Here is an 18152-nt window from a genome sequence, read left to right on the forward strand (position 1 = left end):
CGGTGGGCGCCGAGCAGGAGTTGACCTGGACGGCGACAGTGCTCGCCGCCTACGACCACTCCCGTCCCGCCGTCCGGTTCGGGGACCTCACCTGGACCGGACGCGAACTCCTCGACCGGGCGGCAGGCGCCGCCGACTGGCTGGACACCCTCGGCCTCGCTCCCGGCGCCCCGGTACCCGCCCTGGCCGCCACCTCCGCCGACGCCCTCGCGCTCGTCATCGGCGGCGCCGGGTCCGGCCACCCGCTCGCCCCGCTAGGCGTCCGTATGACGCCGTACGAGATCGCGGCCGTGGTCGAGGCGTCAGGGGCTCAACTCCTCGTCACGCAACCCGAGTTCGCGGAACTCGGCGAACAAGTCGCCAAGCTGTCCGGTCGCCGGGCCGTCGTCGTCCCCGAACTCCGCCCGAGCACAAGGCCGTTGACCGCCGACCCCGACGACCTCGCCGCCGTTCTGCACACCTCGGGCACGACAGGCCTCCCCAAACCCGTCCGCATGACCCAACGCCGCCTGGCCGCCCGCGCCCGCGTCAACGGCCGCCTCTGCGCGCTCGATCCGGACAGTTTCTACGGGGGCAGCGCGCCCTTCCACCACATCGCCGGCCTCGGCAACATCGCCGTCGCCCTCGCCGCGGGCGCACTGGTCACCGGGCTGCCCCGCTTCACCGTCGACGGCTGGGCCCTGCTGCGCGAACTCGGCGCCACGCACACCAGCATGGTCCCGGCGATGCTGGAGACCCTGCTGGCGGCCGGCCAGGCGCACCACGAGACGCTGCGAGTCCTCCAGTACGGCGGCGCGCCCGTCCGCCCCGGCACCCTGCGGCGGACGTACGAGGCGATGCCCGGCGTCCGCATGCTCAACATGTTCGGGCAGACCGAGGGTTCACCCATCAGCGTGCTCACCCCCGAGGACCACCGGGAGGCGGTCGCCGGACGCAGCGACCTGCTGCTGTCCGTGGGACGGCCCGCCCCCGGGGTCGAACTGCGGGTGCGTGACGCCGCACCGGACGGTGTCGGCGAGATCCACGCCCGAGCCGACCACCTCTTCCGGATCGACGCCGAAGGCTGGCTGCACAGCGGTGACTTGGGCCGGGTGGCGTCGGACGGCTACCTCTATCTCTACGGCCGGGGCAGCGACATGATCATCCGGGGCGGTGAGAACGTCCACCCGCTGGAGGTCGAGACCGTCCTGGCCGCGCACCCCGGCGTCGCGGACGTGGCGGTCACGGGCGCCCCCGACGAACGGCTCGGCCAGACCGTCGTCGCCTTCGTCGTGCCGGCCGACCCCGACGCCCCACCGGAACCGGCGTCGCTCAGGGCGCAGGCCCGCGCCCGGCTGTCCGGATTCAAGGTCCCCGTCCGCTGGTGGTTCGTGGACGACCTGCCGCGCAACGCCAACGGCAAGATCGTGCGGCGTCGGTTGCGCGAGCCCGGCCAAGGAGAAGCCCATGAGTGACCGTTCCGTCGTCGAGCCGGAGAGCGTGGGGGTGGACCCGCACCGGCTGGACGTCCTGCTGCGCCGGATCCGGCTGGAGGTCGAGCACGGGCCGCTGCCGTCCGCGCAGGTCGCCGTCGCCCGCGGCGGTCGCCTGGTGGCGTTCGAGACCTGGGGGGACGCCGGGCCGGACACCCGATATGTGCTGCAGTCCGTCGGGCGGTCGATCGTCGCCGGTGTCGTGTGGAAGCTGCTCGGCGAGGGACTCCTCCACCTGGACGAGCAAGTCGCCGCGATCATCCCGGAGTTCGCGCCGAACGGGAAGGAGACGGTGACCGTCGAGCAGGTGCTCACGCACACCGCCGGCTTCCCCTTCGCCCCCCTCGGCTACCCGAAGATGCTGGACCGTGAGCAGCGGCTCGCCGCCTTCGGGCGCTGGCGGCTCGACACCCCGCCCGGCACCCGCTTCCAGTTCCATCTCACCGCCGCCGCCTGGCTGATCGCCGAGATCGTCGAACGGCGCACGGGTCTGCCCTTCGCCGACTACCTCCACGAACGGATCGCCCGGCCGCTGGGCCTCACCTCGATCGAACTCGGCGTCCCGGTCGACCAACAGCCCGGCACCGTCGCCCCGATGACCGCCACCGACCGCACCGACGACACCCAGGAACCCGACCCCTGGGGACCGTGGTACCTCGCCGACCCTCGTGTCCTGGCGGCAGGCGAACCCAGCCACGCCCTGGTCGCCACCGCCGCCGATGTCGCCCTGTACTTCCAAGCACTGGAGCACTCGGGCCTGTGGAAGCCGGAGGCGGTGGCGGAGGGCACCCGGATCCGGCTGACCCGACTTCCGTACGGGGAGCAGATCTACGGGGGTGGCGGCAGCCGCCGTACCAGCATGGGCCTGTTCGTGACGGTGGCCGGTCCGGACGCCGGTAGCCAACTCCCGTCGACCGGCTCGCCGTCGCTCTTCGGCAGCGCGGGCGCCGCCTATCAACTCGGCTTCATGGACCCGGAGTCGGGCCTGTCCTTCGCCTGCCTGAGCAACGGCTATCCGCTCGCCGGCTACGACCACACCCCGCGTGGCACGGCGCTGCTCACCGACATCGCGAACCTGGCGGCGGACCTGGTCCGATGACCGGGTCCGCCGCCAGGCGGAGGGGCTGGAACGCTCAGCGGCTGATCAGCTGCTGGGCGTTGTTGTACATGATGTCGTCCTGGACGGACTCGTCGAGTTCCGCGAGGAGCTTGCGGTAGTCGGCCGGATTGGCGATGCCCTCCGCGTGCGGGAAGTCCGAGCCCATCACGATCGACTCGTGGTACCCGAGGCGCTTGACCAGGCTCGGGATGTCGTCCTCCGGGTAGGGCACCACACGGATGTGCTTGCGGAACACCTGGCTGGGCCGCTCGCTCAACTGCCCGCCGATCCAGGGGCCGTTGCGGCCCATGCCGCGGCTCTTGTCCATGTGCCGGACGAAGTGCGGCACCCACTCGGCGCCGAACTCGGAGACCAGGACGTTGATGTCGGGGAAGCGCTCGAAGAGGTTGTCGAAGATGAGCGCGGAGAGCGTCTCCTCGATCGGGCGCTGGCCGTAGGTGTTCATCCACTGCCACGCGGACATCCGGAAGTGGATCGGGCTCGCGTCGTGGCCCCAGGCGGGGGCGACGTTCGAGTTGTAGTAGAACTCGCTGATGTGGTAACAGACGCTGGCCTTGGCCTCGTTGACCAGTTTCCAGAACGGGTCGAAGTACGGGTCGCCCGGTGAGCGGCCGTACTGCGGCCCGGTCGGCAGCATGATGAACCGGGCGCCACGCTCCAGGACGTACTCCAGTTCCTTCACCGCGCTGTCCAGGTCGCGCAGCGACAGCAGCGCGGGGGAGTAGATGCGGTCCTGGTGGTTGAAGCCCCACACCTCGTTCATGTAGCGGTTGAACGAGTGGTAGTTGGCGTAGAGCGGCTCGACGCCCTGTACGTACTCCTCGGCGACCAGTGCCCACCCGCCCGGGTAGATGATCGTCTGGTCGAGGCCCTGCTCGTCCATGACGCGCAGCCGGGCCTCGCGGTTCTGGTACGACTCGTGCATCGGCTCGAACTGGTACGTCTCGTCGGGGTTGCCCGAGGCCATCGCCTTGAGCATCTCCTTGAGCGAGCCGGGCCGGTAGACCTGCCCGAACTCCGGCTCCAGGCAGACCACGATCCGGTCCCCGGCGAGGATGACCTCGCGGCCGTCCGGGAGCGTCACCGGGGCCACTGCCTGGCCGAGGAACTCCTTCGGGAGGTAGCGGGTGAAGGAGTCCCGTTCCTCGTACATGTGCTGGTCGCAGTCGAAGATGCGCTTGCGCTGTTCGGCCATGGCCGTCGCCTCCGGACCCCAGATCTATTCAGTACGCCTCCTATAATTATCTAACTGTTTCGGAGGCGCAAGGGGTGAGAGGGAAACGGCTCGGCGATGCTCGATCCGCGCGGTCGGCCGATGAGGATTCGCCTGGTCAGTCGATGAGTTCGAGGACCGTCTTGGGTCCGGCTCCGTTCACCACGTCGTCGGCGCCGCTGATGTGGCGCTGCCACAGCTTCTCCGCCTCGTCGGCCTTGCCGGACTCGATCAGCCCGACCAGGCGCACATGGGCCCGGTGCCCCTTGAGGGCCTGTGCCTTCTGGGTCGCCGCGTCGGTGGCGGCCGCGGTGTACGAGGCGTTGGCCCGGTCGATGATGTTGCGCAGCATGCCGCACAGGAGGATCAGCGTCTGGTTGCCGGTCAGCTCGACCAGCAGGGCGTGGAAGGTGTCCTGGGCCTCGACCAGGCTCAGCGGGTCGTCCAGCACGGCCTTCTCGGCCGCCACCGCGTCACGCAGTCGCTTGATGTCGTCCGCCGTGTGCTTGGCGGCCAACTGGCGTACGCAGGGCGGCTCGATGACGGCCGCGGCGCGGTAGACGTCGCCCAGGGTGGCGCCGCGGTACTCGAGGATCAGGCCGGCGAAGCGGGCCGCGACGTCGGAGTCCGGCGCGCTCACCCGGGCGCCGCCGTGCGCGCCGCGCCGCACCGTGATCAGCGACTCCGACTCCAGGACGCGGAACGCCTCGCGCAGCGTCGGCCGGGAGATGCCGAACTGCTCCATCAGCCCCGACTCCGGCGGCAGGGCGTCGCCCGGCTTCAGTTCGCCCCGCACGATCTGGCGACGCAACTCCGCGGCGACCAGTTCGGCGGTCTTGGGGACACGCACCTGGCGTCCGACGCGGCCACGCGCGGGGACGGGCACGGTTGGCGTTTCTGCGCGGGCTGCCTCGGCCACGGCGGGCTCCTCCGTCATATAGCAAAATGAATCGTCTTAGTGCATCGAGGGTACCAGGTCAAGGGTTGGGTGATCTTCTCTCGGCGGGACCCGATCTGGTGCCCGGACCGTGGTTGGGTATATAGATGATTCATCTAGCTATAAGGCCACCAACGGGCTCTGGGAGTGACCTCGATGAACGAGCATGCGGCCCCGGTGATCCTGAGTGAGCTGACCGGCGACGGAGTCATGCTGCTCACCCTGAACCGGCCCGAGCGGCACAACGCCTGGACCCTGGAGATGGAGCTGCTCTACAACGAGCTGTTCGACCGCGCGGAGGCGGACCCGGCGGTACGGGCCGTCGTCCTCACCGGCGCGGGGCGCAGCTTCTGCCCGGGCATGGACATGAGCGTGCTGGACGGCGCGTCCTCGGGTGCGCGCCCGTGGCCGACCGACCGGCTGCCGCCGCGCACCCGGCCCATGTCGTTCCCCAAGCCCCTGGTGGCGGCCGTCAACGGCGCCTGCGCCGGCATCGGCTTCAACCAGGCGCTGATGTGCGACGTACGGTTCGCCGTGCCGCACGCCAAGTTCGCCGCCGCGTTCAGCGCCCGCGGCCTGGTGGCCGAGGACGGCGTCTCGTGGCTCCTGCCCCGGATCATCGGCTACGGGAACGCGAGCGACCTGCTGCTGTCCTCGCGCCGCGTCACTGGCACGGAGGCCGAGGCGATGGGCCTGGTCAACCGTCTCGTCGAGCCGGAGGAGCTGCTCCCGGCGGCCCTCGCCTACGCCACGGAACTCGCCCGCTCGGCCAGCCCGTACGCGATGTCCCTCATCAAACGGCAGCTCGCCGACGATCAGGCGAGAAGCTTCACCGAGAGCCGCGACACCGCCGCCGCGCTGCTGGCCACGGCGAAACGCGCCCCCGACTACCGCGAGGGCGTGCGCAGCTTCATCGAACGCCGACAGCCGGAGTTCGCCGGGCTGGGCGAGAACGTGCCGGAGCCGGCGGAGGCCTCGTCGTGAGCCGCGCCGAACTCCCGCTGCACCGCCGCACCATCACCGTCACCGCCCATCAGGAGCCCGGCGGCGAGGAGATCTCGGTCGAGGCGGAGCTGCGGGACGACCGGCCGTGGGCCGAGCCGGCGGTCGCCGACATCCACCGGATGGTGCTGGCGGTGCGGGTCCGCCTCGCCGACATGACCATCGTGGCCGCCGACGCGGACATGCTGACGTTTCCGCACGCCGAGTGCCCGTTCATCACCCCGGTCTTCGACAGCCTGGTCGGCCTCGGCGTCACCGCCGGGTACAACCGGGCGATCCAGGAGCGGTTCCGCGGTGTCCTGGGCTGCTCCCACCTCCACGAACTGGCCCGGGTGCTCGGCCCCGCCGTGGTGCAGGCGGCCATGTCGGCCAACGCGCGCCGCCGAGACGCGGGCGAACCCGCGAACGGCCCGCGCGCCACGGCCGGGGTGCTGAACAGCTGCCACATCTGGGCCCCGGACGGCGTGGGCCTGCGCAAGCTCGACGCGGGCTGGCGCCCCGGGACCGGCCCCCGCCCGGTTCCCGGACTCGACGCCTTCGAGCGGCCTACGGGTTCGTGAGCCTCGGCTCGCGCGGCAGCCCCAGCACCTTCTCCGCGAGGATGTTCCGCTGTACCTGCGAGGTGCCCGCGTAGATCGTGCCGGAGCGGGCGATCAGGTACGTCGTCGACCAGGACGCCGAGGAGTTCGCGGCGCCGGGGTCGTCCGTGCGGTAGGTGCGCAACGGCGGTCGTCCGACCGGGACTTGGGCGTGCAGGCCCATGATGTCCATCGCCAGATCGGTGACCTTCGTGTGGTACTCGCTCCAGTACAGCTTGGCGATGGACGACTCGGGGCCGGGCTCCGTGCCCTTGAGCCAGCCGGTGAGGATCCGGTAGCCGAGATAGCGCATGATCTCGACCTTGGACCAGCACCAGGCGATCCGCTGCCGGACGACCGGATCCTGGTCCTTGCCGTAGAGGCGGGCCAGTTCCACGAGGCGTTCCACCTCGGCCCGGAACAGGATCGGGTTGGTGGCCGCCTCCTCCCCGCGCTCCACGCCCAACAGGCTCTGGGCGACGGTCCAGCCGTTGTCGACGCCGCCCACGACCAGGTCGGCGCGGGTGCGGGCGCCGTTGAAGAAGACCTCGTTGAAGTGGAGTTGGCCGCTCATCATGCGGAACGGCCGTACCTCGACGCCGGGTTGGTCCAGCGGGACGAGGAGGAAGGAGATGCCGCGGTGCTTGGGGGCGGTGCGGTCCGTGCGGGCCAGGACGAAGATCCAGTCGCTGTGGTGGGCGCCGGACGTCCACACCTTCTGGCCGTCGATCACCCACTCGTCGCCGTCGCGGACGGCGCGCGTCGTCAGCGAGGCCAGGTCCGAGCCCGCGTCGGGCTCCGAGTAGCCCTGGCACCAGGTGTCCTCGCCGCTGAGGATGCGCGGCAGGAAGTGGACGCGCTGCTCGTCCGTGCCCCAGCGCAGCAGCGTGTTCGCCAGCATCTTGACGCCGAAGGTGTCCTGCGGCAGCCCGAACGGCACGCCGGCCAGGGCCAGTTCCTCCATCAGGACCACCTGGTGGAGTTTGGACAGGCCCCGGCCGCCGTACTGCTCGGGCCAGGTGAGGGAGAGGTAGCGGTGCTCGGCGAGCCGGCGCCGCCAGTCCCGGGCGAAGGACCAGGCGGCCTCCTCGTCGAGGGCGCCGATGCCCTTCCAGTCCGGCGGCAGCGCCTCGGCGAGGAACCCCTTGACCTCGGTGCGGAACGTCTCGGTCTCCGCGGGATAGCTGATGTCCACCCGTGTGCTCTCCTCGCCCGGCCTCGCTCGCCCCAGCCGATCGCTGTATTGATTGTTTCAGCATAATAGGTTATCTATTTAGAAGGAATAGAGCGGCACGGCGTCGAGCCGGAGGGCGGGCTGACATGGGGCTTCTGGACGGCCGCAACGCGGTGATCACCGGCGGTGCGCAGGGCATCGGCTTCGAGATCGCCGGTGTGCTCGGTGCGGCGGGCGCGTCCGTCGTCCTCGGCGACATCAACGAGGACGCCGCGGCGGAAGCCGCCGAACGCCTCGCCAAGAACGGGGTGGCCGCCACCTCGCTGCGCTGCGACGTCACCGACGAGGACGAGGTCGCCGCCCTGGTCGCCCACTGCGCCGACACCTTCGGACTGGTCGGCGTCATGGTCAACAACGCCGGGATCACCCGGGACGCGACCCTGCGCAAGATGGCCGTGGCCGACTTCCGCGCGGTCGTCGACGTCCATCTGACCGGTGCCTGGAACGGCACCCGGTTCGCCGCCGAGGCGATGCGCGCGCACGGACACGGCGGCAGCATCGTCAACATCTCCTCCATCGCCGGCAAGGTCGGCAACTTCGGCCAGACCAACTACAGCGCCGCCAAGGCCGGACTGATCGGCCTCACCAAGGCCTCCGCCAAGGAACTCGCGAAGGCGGGCATCCGCGTCAACGCCGTACAGCCCGGCCTGATCCGCACCGCCATGACCGAGGCGATGCCCCCGGCCGCCTGGGACGCGAAGCTCGCCGAGATCCCCCTGGCCCGCGCGGGCGAGCCCGCCGAGGTCGCCCAGGCCGTCCTCTTCCTCGCCTCCGACATGGCGAGCTACATCACCGGAGCCGTTCTCGAGGTGACCGGCGGCCGGTACATGTGACCCCTCGTGAAAGGCATGGCTGATGTCCGCCCTCCTGCGTGACGCGGTGATCTGCGAACCCGTGCGTACCCCCGTCGGCGGCTACGGAGGCGTCTTCCGCGACGTACCGGCGACCGAGCTGGCCGCCGCCGTCGTACGCGCCGTACTGGACCGCACCGGCATCCCGCCCGCCGCCGTCGACGACGTGCTGCTGGGCCAGTGCTACCCCAACGGCGAGGCCCCGGCCATCGGCCGCGTGGCCGCCCTGGACGCCGGTCTGCCGGTGGAGGTGCCAGGGTTGCAGATCGACCGCCGCTGCGGCTCCGGACTGCAGGCGATCATCACGGCGGCGATGCAGGTGCAGACCGGCGCGAGCGACCTCGTGCTGGCCGGCGGCGTCGAGTCGATGAGCCAGGCGGAGTTCTACACCACCGGCGTCCGCTTCGGTGTGCGCGGCGCGGGCACCACCCTGCACGACCGGCTGGCCCGCGGTCGGGTCACCTCCGGAGGCGTCAACCACCCTGTTCCGGGCGGCATGTTGGAGACCGCCGAGAACCTGCGGCGCGAGTACGACATCCCCCGCGAGGAGCAGGACCGACTCGCCCTGCGCTCCCACGAGAAGGCGGTCGCCGCCCAGCACGAGGGCCGCTTCACCGACGAGATCGTGCCGGTCACCGTGCGGACCAGGAAGGGCGAGACGGTCGTCGGCACCGACGAACACCCGCGCCCCGACTCGACGTTGGAGAAACTCGCGAGCCTGCGCCCCGTACTGGGACGGCAGGACGCGGAGGCGACCGTGACCGCCGGGAACGCCAGCGGACAGAACGACGGCGCGGCCCTCTGCGTCGTCACCCACCCCGAGCGCGCCGCCGAACTCGGCCTGCGCCCCCTCGCCCGCCTGGTCTCCTGGGCCGTCGTGGGCGTGCCCCCGGAGACGATGGGCATCGGCCCGGTACCCGCCACGGCCAAGGCACTTGACCGCGCGGGACTCAAGCTCGCCGACATCGACCTGATCGAACTCAACGAGGCCTTCGCCGCCCAGGTGCTCGCCTGCACCCGCGAATGGGCCCTGAGCGAGGCCGACTTCGAGCGGTTCAACGTCAACGGCTCCGGCATCTCGCTGGGCCACCCCGTCGGCGCCACAGGCGGCCGCATCCTCGCCACCCTGCTGCGCGAACTCGACCGCCGCCAGGCCCGGTTCGGCCTGGAGACCATGTGCCTCGGCGGCGGCCAGGGCCTGGCCGCGGTCTTCGAACGGACGCCCGCAATCGACGCCAATGGAGGACGCTGATGGCCGGACTGATCGCATACGGCGCCTACGTGCCGTACCACCGCCTCGCCCGCGCCGACATCGCGGCCACCCTCGGGACGACCCCGTCCCGGGGCACGCGCGCGGTCGCGGGCTACGACGAGGACACCACCTCGATGGCCGTCGAGGCGGCCCGGTCCGCCCTGGCCAGGGACGGGCTGCGGACCCGCGTCGGCCAGCTCTTCCTCGCCACCGCCGCGCCCGCCTACCTCGACAAGACCAACGCGACCGCCGTCCATGCCGCGCTCGGCCTCGACCCGCACGTCCTCGCCGTCGACATGGCGGGCTCGGTCCGCTCCGGCCTCGGCGCCCTGGTCACCGCGGCCCGCTCCCCGGTACCGACGCTCGCGGTCCTGTCCGACCTGCGCACCGGTCTGCCCGGCGGCGCCGAGGAGAGCACGGGCGGCGACGGCGCGGCGGCCTTCGCCTTCGGCGGCCACCGCAACGGTGCCCCCGTGCTCGCGGAGCTGCTCGCCCACGACACGGTCAGCGACGAGATCCTCGACCGCTGGCGGCTGCCCGGTGCGCCCGCCTCCCGCGTCTGGGAGGAGCGCTTCGCCGAGGAGATCTACGTGTCCCTCGCGGACAAGGCGCTCACCGCCGCCCTCGACCAGGCGGGCCTGGACCGGGGCGCCATCGACCACCTCGTCGTCTCCGGCCTGCACGCGCGCGCGTGCGCGACGGTGCGTCGTACCTCAGGCGTACGGCCCGAGGCGGCGACCGCGGACCTCACCGCGGAGATCGGCAACGCCGGCACCGCCCAGCCCGGCCTGCTCCTCGCCGACGTCCTCGACCGGGCCGAACCCGGCCGGATCATCGCGCTCGTCGTCCTCGGCGACGGCGCCGGAGTCCTGCTCCTGCGCACCACCGACGCCCTCCCCGCCCACCGCGCCGCCCGCCCGGTCGCCGCGCAGATCGCCGCGGGCGGTGCCCCCATGCCGTACGCGACCTACCTCTCCTGGCGCGGTCTCCTCGACCGCGAACCGCCCCGGCGCCCGGACCCCGAGCCGCCCTACGCCCCGCCCGCGCACCGCCGCAACAGCTGGAAGTACGGCTTCGTCGCCTCCCGTTGCGAGAAGTGCGGGACCCGGCATCTGCCGCCGGACCGGGTGTGCGTCTCCTGCCGGAGCGTCGACGCCATGACCGACGAGCCGATGGAACAGGTGCGGGGCACGGTCGCCACGTTCACCGTGGACCGGCTGGCCCACACACCGAGCCCTCCGATGCTCGTCGTGGTCGTCGACTACGACGGCGGTGGCCGCTTCCGCTGCCAGCTCACCGACGCCACCGAGGCCGAGGCCGTCATCGGCGCCCGGGTCGAGATGACCTTCCGGCGCACGGTCACCGCCGCCGGCGTCCACAACTACTTCTGGAAGGCCCGGCCGGTACGCACCGGCGAGACCGAGGGGACAGGCGCATGAGCTCGCACGGAATCCGGGACCGGGTCGCGATCGTCGGCATGGGCTGCACGCCCTTCGGCGAGCACTGGGGCCGCTCGGCGGACGACCTGCTGGTCGACGCCGTCGGCGAGGCCGTCACCTCGGCAGGCATCACGCTCGACGACATCGACGCGTTCTGGCTCGGCACCCAGGCCTCCGGAGTCTCCGGACTGACCCTCAGCCGCCCGCTGCACCTGCCGTACAAGCCGGTCACCCGCCTGGAGAACATGTGCGCGACCGGCTCCGAGGCGCTGCGCAACGCCTGTTACGCGGTCGCCTCCGGCGCCTACGACGTGGCGATGGCGGTCGGCGTGGAGAAGCTCAAGGACTCCGGCATGTCCGGGCTCTCCGGCACCTCGATGCCGGGCGCCGGCGACGACAGCCGCGGTGAGATCACGGCCCCGGCGAACTTCTCCCTCCTCGCCCCCGCCTACGCCGCCAAGTACGGCCTCGCGGAAGAGGAGTTGAAGGACGTCATCACCCGCATCGCCTGGAAGAACCACGTCAACGGCGCCCGCAACCCCCGCGCCCAGTTCCGCAAGGAGGTGCCGCTGGAGCGCATCCGGTCGGCGCCGATCGTCGCGGGCATGCTCGGCGTCTTCGACTGCTCGGGGGTCTCCGACGGATCGGCGGCGGCGATCGTCGTACGCGCCGAGGACGCCTACCGGTACACCGACAAGCCCATCTTCGTGAAGGCGCTGTCCTTTGTCGCGGGACCGGCGGACGGACTCCTGGACCCCGACTACGACTTCACGACCTTCCCCGAGGTCGTCGTCTCGGCCCGGGAGGCCTACCGGCAGGCGGGCATCACCGACCCGCGCGCCGAACTCGCCCTCGCCGAGGTCCACGACTGCTTCACGCCAACGGAGTTGGTGCTCATGGAGGATCTGGGTTTCTCGGAGCGCGGACAGGCGTGGAAGGACGTCACCAGCGGCGCCTTCGACCTCGACGGATCGCTGCCGGTCAACCCGGACGGCGGCCTCAAGGCCTTCGGCCACCCGATCGGCGCCTCCGGCCTGCGCATGATGTTCGAGGCCTGGCTCCAACTGCGCGGCGAGGCACCGCCCGAGCGGACGGTCGGGTCCGTGGCGGAGGGCCGCTCGCTCGCCCTGACCCACAACCTCGGCGGCGGCCCCGGCGAATGCGTCTCCTTCGTCTCCGTCGTCGGCAGCGAACTCACCGACTGAGAAAGGTGGTTGAGTCATGGGACGACTCGACGACAAGATCGTGATCGTGACCGGAGCCGCGTCCGGCATCGGTGCCGCCACCGCCCGCCGCGTGGCGGCCGAGGGCGCCCACACGGTCGTGGCGGATCTGAATCTCGACGGTGCCAAGGCGGTCACGGAGGAGATCCGGGCGGCCGGCGGTTCCGCCACGGCGGTCCCGGTCGACCTGGGCGACATCGACTCCGTACGGGCCATGGTGGCCACGGCAGTTGACACGTACGGCGGTCTCGACGTCCTGCACAACAACGCGGCGGCCACCCATCTGGCCGCCCGCCAGGACCTCGCCGTCCTGGACGCCGACCCGGCGGTCTGGGACGACACCATGCGGATCAACCTGCGCGGCACGATGGTCGCGATCCAGGCCGCCGTCCCGCACATGATCGCCCGCGGCGCCGGATCCATCATCAACACCTCGTCCGGCGCCGGTCTCACGGGCGACCTGCGCAATCCCGCGTACGGCGCCTCGAAGGCCGCCCTCATCAACCTCACGCAGTACGTCGCCACCCAGTACGGCAAGCAGGGGGTGCGCTGCAACGCCATCGCCCCGGGGTTCATCGTCACCCCGGCCAGCGCCGGTTCGGCGCACGGGGCGATCCGGGAGAAGATGCTCCGCCATCACCTCACCCCGCGCCTCGGCCGGCCGGAGGACGTCGCGTCGGCGGTCGTCTTCCTCGCCTCCGACGAGTCCGCCTTCGTCACCGGGCACACCCTGCGGGTGGACGGCGGACTGCTGTCCCACGCGCCGTACGTGGCGGACCTGCGCGAGGCGTGACGCGGTCCCGTCGGGGCGGACCTCCGGGAGTCGGCGTGCGAACGCCGCGTCTCGCGGACGCTGTTGGCGAATCCGGTGCGGCCGGGGCAGGCACCCTTCCGAAAAAGCGTGACACTTCTCGCGAAAGTGTCACGCTTTCTCAGCTGTACCGGGTCACCCGGGCCCGCTGACGGGATGGGCCGACAGCGTCCGCCAGACGCCGCGGGCCGGCCGTGTCGTGACGCCGTCTGCTCTCAAGCCGTCGTCTCCGGCTCCAGGTCGCCCAGATAGGCCGCCCGGACCGCCGGATCGCGGCGCACCTCGTCCGGGGTGCCGGCACAGATCCGGCGGCCGAAGTCCAGCACCACGACCTGGTCACAGACGCTCATCACCATGTCGACGTCGTGCTCGACGAGCAGCACCCCCATGCCCCAGTCCTCGGCCAACCGCCGGACCAGCTCGGCCAACTCCCGTGTCTCGTCGTCGGACAGCCCCGCCGCCGGTTCGTCCAGCAGCAGTACCGACGGCGAGGTCGCCACCGCCCGCGCGATCGCCAGCAACCGCCGCTCGCCGTACGACAAGTCGCCCACCGGCCTGGTCAGACTGTCCTGCAGCCCGAACTCCTTTACTGCGACGAGTACTTGGGCGGGCAGCGGGCGGCTGCCGGGACGGATCAGGTCGGTGAGCCAGGTCCATCGGCCCGGCCGCTCGCAGGCGGCGTAGAGATTGTCCAGCACCGTCATGTCCTCGAACAGCTCCAGCGACTGGAAGGACCGGCTCAGCCCGGCCCCGGCCCGCCGGTGCACAGGCACCCGGGTCACGTCCCGCTCCCCGAGGCGGACACTGCCCGAAGCGGCCCGGGTGAAGCCGGTGACGGCGTCGATGGCGGAGGTCTTGCCGGCGCCGTTGGGGCCGATGAGACCCACCACCCGGCCCGGTTCGACGTCCAGCGAGAGCCCGTCGACGGCGACGACACCGCCGTAGCGGACAGTGAGGTCGCGTACCTGCAGGGGGAGGGGCGCGGCGCGGGGGACGTCCGGTAGGGGGGCTGTTTCCTCCTCGGGCACGGTGGCAGCGCGCTGCGGGCGCAGCTTTCGCTCAAGTCCCCTTGCCTGCTTGCCGAGTTCCTTTCCGATGCCGTCCTGGTTGCCCACCAGGGTCAGCACCAGGATGATCCCGCCGATCAGCGGCATCCACTCGCTCAGCCCGGGCACCACCAGGTCCCCGAACCGGGCGCCGACCGTACCCGCGGCGAACGTGGCGCCGAACAGCGGCCCGACGAGGAAGCCGACACCGCCGATGACGGCGAGCCCGAGCGCGGTGACGGAGTCGAAGCTCGCGAAGTCGGAGAAGACGACCGAGGTCGAGCGGAATCCGGTCAGTACTCCGGCGAGCGCGGCGATGGCCGAGGACAGGCCGAAGGCGTAGAGCTTGGCCGCCCGGACGTCGATGCCGAGGGCGGCCGCGGCCCGTTCGTTGGCCCGTACGGCGATGAGCCGGCGGCCGGTGCGGCCGCGCCTGACGTTGGCGACCACGAGCGTGGCGGCGACGAACAGGACCAGGACCACGGCGGCGTACCGCTGTGGATGGTCGACCCCGGAGATGCTGATGCCGAAGAGCGTCTGCCTGCCCACCGCGATGCCGTCGCTGCCGGGTGTCGTCGACAGGTCGGTGTTCTGGAAGACCATCGCCTCCAGGGTGGTGCCGAGCCCGAGCGTGATGATCGCGAGATTGACCCCGCGGGTGCGCACGGCCGGCAACGCGAACAGCAGGCCGATCGGGACGGTGCCCAACACGCCTGCCAGCAGAGCCAGTTCGAAGGGCCAGCCCCAGTCTGCCGCCGCGTGCCCGGCGATGAAGGCGCCGGTCCCGGCGAGGGCGTAGGCCGCGAGCGACACCTGCCCCGCGTAGCCGGTGACCACGATGATCGACAGGATGATCAGAGAGAGCACCAGGGTGCTGGTGATCGCGTCGGCCCACAGTGGGGTGGACAGGCTCACCAGCACCAGGGCGATCACGACGGTCAGGGCGAGCGGGACCGGGCGCACCTTGCCGGTGCCCAGTGCCGGGAGGCGGTCGAGGAACGTGCCGCGCAGCGGCAGCGCCCGGCCGCGCGCGACCAGTACCAGGGCGATGAAGAGGAACGGCACCGAGGAGGCTAGCCCGGTGACGCCCGAGCCGAAGCGGGTGAGTTCGGACTGTGCGACCCCGATGACGAGACCGCCCGCCAGGGTGATCGGGAACGACGAGAACCTGCCGACCAGGGCGGCGGCCAGCGCACTCAGCAGCAGCGTGGTCAGCCCGGTCACCGACAGGCCGATCACCGGCACGATCAGGATGGCGGTGAGGCCCGCGAGCGCGGAGCCCAGTGCCCAGTTGCCGGCGGCGATCAGGTCCGGGGACCAGCCGAGCGCGGCGGCGGCACCCTCGTTCTCGGCGACCGCGGTGGTGCCCAGGCCGAACAGGGTGCGCCGGTACAGGAGATGGAGCACGGCCGTCACGGCGATCGCGATGCCGAGCAGCCAGACGCGGTCCTCGGAGACCGTCGCACCGGCGATCGTGAGCAGCCGGGTGGGCAGCTTCCCCGGCACCAGCTGCAGGCTGTCGCCGTAGCGCTTGACGGCGATAGCGGTGAGCACGATGAACACCGCGAGGGTGCCGACCAGCCGGGCCAGGGTGGACGCCCTGCGCAGCGGGCGGATCACCAACAGGTGGGTGAGCACGCCCAGTACGGCGGAGGTGAGCACGCCGCACGCGGTGGCAGGCCAGTACGGCACGCCGTGGTTGACGGCGAGTTCCCACTGGACGTAGGCGCCGGCCATCCCGATCGCGCCGTGCGCGAAGTTCAGGACTCCGGAGCCCCGGTAGACCAGCACGATGCCGTGTGCGGTGAGCGCGTAGAGGGCGCCGAGCCCCAGGCCGAGCAGCGCGAAACGCAGGACGTCGTCCATCCGAGGAACCTCCCAGACACGGGACGAGACAGTGCATTCATTTAAATAATTGTGCCGAGAGTACTTCACTAACCCAAAAATGCGCCCCATGCTGTTCGGCATCTCGACGTCGCCCACTTTGGGCGCGAGCCCCGGAGGGACCATGAACGACTCACGCCGACGCAGAAGCGCCGTAGCCAGCTGTCTCGCGGTGACCGGAGCCCTGCTCGCCGCAGGATGCGGGGGAGAGGCGGCCAGCAGCTCGGCCGAGACCTCCTCGCTCAAGGGCACCCCGGTCAAGGTGATGGTCTGGGCGCCGGAGAACACCCAGGGCAGCGCCCAGCCCGGGATCCACCTCACCGCCACGGCCTACGAGAAGTGGATCAACGCCAACGGCGGGATCAAGGGAGGGCCCCTGAAGGTCGAGTTCTGCAACGAGAAGGGCGACCCCGACGAAGCCGAGAAGTGCGCCCAGCAGGCCGTCGCCGACAAGGTGGCCGCGGTCGTGGGCTCATACAGCCTCGCCGGGGACCGCTACATGCCCATCCTGCAGAAGGCCGGCATCCCCTACATCGGCGGCACCGGGGTCTCCGCGGCGGAGTTCTCCAACCCGCTGTCATTCCCGGTCAACGGCGGCACCCCGGTGGTGTTCGCCGCGCACGGCCGGCAGCTGGTGGAGCAGGGCTGCAAGAAGATCACCGGCGTACGGTACGACGTGGCCGCGGCCGCCGTGGTCTCCCAGTTCCTCACTCTGGGCGTGACCTCCGCCGGAGGGGCGCCGCCCAAGGACCTCAAGGTGCCGCTCACCGCCACCGACCTCGCCCCGCAGGTCGCCGCCACCAAGGGCAGCGACTGCGTGAGCGTCATCCTGGGCACCGCCTCCGACCTGTTCGTGAAGTCGTACGTCCAGTCCGGCGACAAGACCAAGCTCGCCAGCGTGGTCGGCAACCTCACCCCGCAACTGGCCGCGAGCACCGGCGGCAGCGGCAGCCCGTTGGAAGGCGCCGCGATCACCGGCTACTACCCGCCGACCTCCGACGCCGTCTGGAAGGACTTCGTCGCGGCGGCCAAGGGCAAGGACATCGACACCACCAACGGCGCCAACGCCACGACCTGGGTGGCCTTCAAGGTCTTCACCGAGGCCGCCAAGAAGCTGCCGACGATCTCGGCGAAGGCGCTGGTGCAGGAGCTGAACACCACCGACGGCATCGACACCGGAGGCCTGACCCCGCCCCTGAACTGGAAGGCGTCGACCGCCCTGCCGATCAAGGGACTCGACCGCATCCACAACACGACCGCCACCGAACTGACCATCCGCGACGGGAAGATCGAGTGGGCCAAGGCCGGGTCCACCTTCGTCGACGTCCGCAAGGTGCTGACGGCCGCGTCGCACGGCTGAGCCCGGCTGAGGAGCAACCCCGTGTCCGACACCGCTGTGCCCCTGATAGCGACCCGCGCCCTGTCCGCCGGATACGGCAGCCGACCCGTCGTGAGCGACCTCGACCTGGAGGTCCGGCCGGGCGAGGTCGTCGCCCTGCTCGGCCCCAACGGCGCGGGCAAGACCACCACCCTCAGGGCGCTGTCCGGCGACCTGACCCCGATGAGCGGCGAGGTCCGCTGGCTGGGCACCCCCGGCCACGCACCCCTGCACCGCCGCGCCCGCGAGGGCCTCGCCTACGTCGGCGAACGCGCGGTCTTCACCCGCCTCGACACCACCGACAACCTACGGGTCGGGCGCGTACCGCCGGACCAGGCCGTCGCGCTCTTCCCCGAACTCGAGAAACGCCTCAGGACCGGCGCGGGCATGCTGTCCGGCGGCGAGCAGCAGATGCTGTCGCTGGCGCGCGCCCTGTGCCGTACCCCCCGGCTCCTCCTGGCCGACGAACTCTCCCTGGGCCTCGCCCCGTTGGTCGTCGACCGGCTCCTGCGGGCGGTCCGCGAGGCGGCCGACCAGGGGCTGGGCGCACTGCTGGTCGAACAGCACGTGCGCAAGGTGCTCGACATCGCCGACCGCGTCTACGTACTGCGCCGAGGCCGGGTCGTCATGACCGGCACCCCGAAGGAACTGCGCGGGGACCTCGACGCCATCGAGTCCTCCTATCTCGCGAAGAACCCGTCCTCATGACTGA

15 protein-coding genes are annotated in these 18152 nt (G+C 71.3%); 11 read left to right on the plus strand and 4 right to left on the minus strand.

The features are described from left to right. Positions 1-2: 2 nt before the first annotated feature. Both OO69_RS01540 and OO69_RS01545 read left to right on the plus strand, forming a co-directional pair. On the plus strand, positions 3-1454 hold the full coding sequence (locus OO69_RS01540; protein ID WP_051800707.1) for a class I adenylate-forming enzyme family protein: 1452 nt from the start codon (positions 3-5) through the stop codon (positions 1452-1454). Beyond that, positions 1447-2571 (plus strand): serine hydrolase domain-containing protein, encoded by a 1125-nt coding sequence (locus OO69_RS01545; protein ID WP_033278476.1) that lies wholly within the window; start codon positions 1447-1449, stop codon positions 2569-2571. The genes OO69_RS01540 and OO69_RS01545 overlap by 8 nt, the downstream gene beginning before the upstream one ends. A gap of 34 nt (positions 2572-2605) precedes the next feature. On the opposite strand, the gene OO69_RS01550 is transcribed toward OO69_RS01545, so the two are convergent. Both OO69_RS01550 and OO69_RS01555 read right to left on the minus strand, forming a co-directional pair. Beyond that, positions 2606-3787 carry an amidohydrolase family protein gene (locus OO69_RS01550; RefSeq protein WP_033278477.1) on the minus strand — a complete coding sequence of 394 codons (1182 nt, stop codon included), beginning with the start codon at positions 3785-3787 and terminating at the stop codon, positions 2606-2608. A 136-nt stretch (positions 3788-3923) separates the two neighbouring features. Next, positions 3924-4742, minus strand: coding sequence for a FadR/GntR family transcriptional regulator (locus OO69_RS01555; RefSeq protein WP_234444300.1), 819 nt, complete (start codon positions 4740-4742; stop codon positions 3924-3926). Between the two features lie 156 nt (positions 4743-4898). On the opposite strand from OO69_RS01555, the gene OO69_RS01560 reads away from it, so the two are divergent. Then, entirely contained in the window at positions 4899-5726 is an 828-nt protein-coding gene (locus OO69_RS01560; protein WP_033278478.1) for an enoyl-CoA hydratase-related protein, read from the plus strand. Beyond that, positions 5723-6304, plus strand: a complete 582-nt coding sequence (locus OO69_RS01565; protein ID WP_033278479.1) for a DUF2889 domain-containing protein — start codon at positions 5723-5725, stop codon at positions 6302-6304. The genes OO69_RS01560 and OO69_RS01565 overlap by 4 nt, the downstream gene beginning before the upstream one ends. Here OO69_RS01565 and OO69_RS01570 read toward each other — a convergent pair. Further along, entirely contained in the window at positions 6291-7517 is a 1227-nt protein-coding gene (locus OO69_RS01570) for an acyl-CoA dehydrogenase family protein (protein WP_033278480.1), read from the minus strand. The two genes, OO69_RS01565 and OO69_RS01570, sit on opposite strands and share 14 nt — an antisense overlap. 125 nt (positions 7518-7642) lie before the next feature. On the opposite strand from OO69_RS01570, the gene fabG reads away from it, so the two are divergent. The 5 genes from fabG to OO69_RS01595 are packed head-to-tail and all read left to right on the plus strand — an operon-like array spanning position 7643 to position 13114. Further along, on the plus strand, positions 7643-8389 hold the full coding sequence (gene fabG / locus OO69_RS01575; RefSeq protein WP_033278481.1) for a 3-oxoacyl-ACP reductase FabG: 747 nt from the start codon (positions 7643-7645) through the stop codon (positions 8387-8389). Between the two features lie 22 nt (positions 8390-8411). Then, positions 8412-9659, plus strand: coding sequence for an acetyl-CoA C-acetyltransferase (locus tag OO69_RS01580; protein WP_199810857.1), 1248 nt, complete (start codon positions 8412-8414; stop codon positions 9657-9659). After that, a complete protein-coding gene (locus tag OO69_RS01585; protein WP_033278482.1) occupies positions 9659-11098 on the plus strand; it encodes an OB-fold domain-containing protein in 1440 nt (479 codons plus the stop codon). Before OO69_RS01580 ends, OO69_RS01585 begins: the two co-directional genes overlap by 1 nt. Then, positions 11095-12303, plus strand: coding sequence for an acetyl-CoA acetyltransferase (locus tag OO69_RS01590; RefSeq protein WP_033278483.1), 1209 nt, complete (start codon positions 11095-11097; stop codon positions 12301-12303). The genes OO69_RS01585 and OO69_RS01590 overlap by 4 nt, the downstream gene beginning before the upstream one ends. A 16-nt stretch (positions 12304-12319) precedes the next feature. Next, on the plus strand, positions 12320-13114 hold the full coding sequence (locus OO69_RS01595; RefSeq protein ID WP_033278484.1) for an SDR family NAD(P)-dependent oxidoreductase: 795 nt from the start codon (positions 12320-12322) through the stop codon (positions 13112-13114). 233 nt (positions 13115-13347) lie between these two features. Here the strand turns inward: OO69_RS01595 and OO69_RS01600 are convergent, their stop codons facing one another. After that, the gene (locus tag OO69_RS01600; RefSeq protein WP_033278485.1) at positions 13348-16044 is read right to left on the minus strand and encodes an ABC transporter permease subunit; all 2697 of its coding nucleotides are present in this window, start codon (positions 16042-16044) and stop codon (positions 13348-13350) included. 142 nt (positions 16045-16186) lie between these two features. On the opposite strand from OO69_RS01600, the gene OO69_RS01605 reads away from it, so the two are divergent. Together OO69_RS01605 and OO69_RS01610 are read left to right on the plus strand one after the other, a co-directional pair. Beyond that, complete coding sequence (locus OO69_RS01605; RefSeq protein WP_033278486.1) at positions 16187-17422, plus strand: ABC transporter substrate-binding protein; 1236 nt, start codon at positions 16187-16189, stop codon at positions 17420-17422. Positions 17423-17443: 21 nt separating this feature from the next. Then, positions 17444-18148: an ABC transporter ATP-binding protein gene (locus OO69_RS01610; protein ID WP_033278487.1), complete on the plus strand. Its 705-nt coding sequence runs from the start codon at positions 17444-17446 to the stop codon at positions 18146-18148. Positions 18149-18152: the final 4 nt, after the last annotated feature.

Origin of the sequence: Streptomyces sp. NRRL F-525, from assembly GCF_000716605.1 — a bacterium.
Lineage (GTDB): Bacteria > Actinomycetota > Actinomycetes > Streptomycetales > Streptomycetaceae > Streptomyces.

What these genes read in the sequence shown, in the direction of transcription:
- OO69_RS01545 (WP_033278476.1), top strand. Translation starts at nt 1,447, where the DNA reads ATGAGTGACCGTTCCGTCGTCGAGCCGGAGAGCGTGGGGGTGGACCCG.
- OO69_RS01550 (WP_033278477.1), bottom strand. Translation starts at nt 3,787, where the DNA reads ATGGCCGAACAGCGCAAGCGCATCTTCGACTGCGACCAGCACATGTAC.
- OO69_RS01555 (WP_234444300.1), bottom strand. Translation starts at nt 4,742, where the DNA reads ATGACGGAGGAGCCCGCCGTGGCCGAGGCAGCCCGCGCAGAAACGCCA.
- OO69_RS01560 (WP_033278478.1), top strand. Translation starts at nt 4,899, where the DNA reads ATGAACGAGCATGCGGCCCCGGTGATCCTGAGTGAGCTGACCGGCGAC.
- fabG (WP_033278481.1), top strand. Translation starts at nt 7,643, where the DNA reads ATGGGGCTTCTGGACGGCCGCAACGCGGTGATCACCGGCGGTGCGCAG.
- OO69_RS01580 (WP_199810857.1), top strand. Translation starts at nt 8,412, where the DNA reads ATGTCCGCCCTCCTGCGTGACGCGGTGATCTGCGAACCCGTGCGTACC.
- OO69_RS01585 (WP_033278482.1), top strand. Translation starts at nt 9,659, where the DNA reads ATGGCCGGACTGATCGCATACGGCGCCTACGTGCCGTACCACCGCCTC.
- OO69_RS01590 (WP_033278483.1), top strand. Translation starts at nt 11,095, where the DNA reads ATGAGCTCGCACGGAATCCGGGACCGGGTCGCGATCGTCGGCATGGGC.
- OO69_RS01595 (WP_033278484.1), top strand. Translation starts at nt 12,320, where the DNA reads ATGGGACGACTCGACGACAAGATCGTGATCGTGACCGGAGCCGCGTCC.
- OO69_RS01600 (WP_033278485.1), bottom strand. Translation starts at nt 16,044, where the DNA reads ATGGACGACGTCCTGCGTTTCGCGCTGCTCGGCCTGGGGCTCGGCGCC.
- OO69_RS01605 (WP_033278486.1), top strand. Translation starts at nt 16,187, where the DNA reads ATGAACGACTCACGCCGACGCAGAAGCGCCGTAGCCAGCTGTCTCGCG.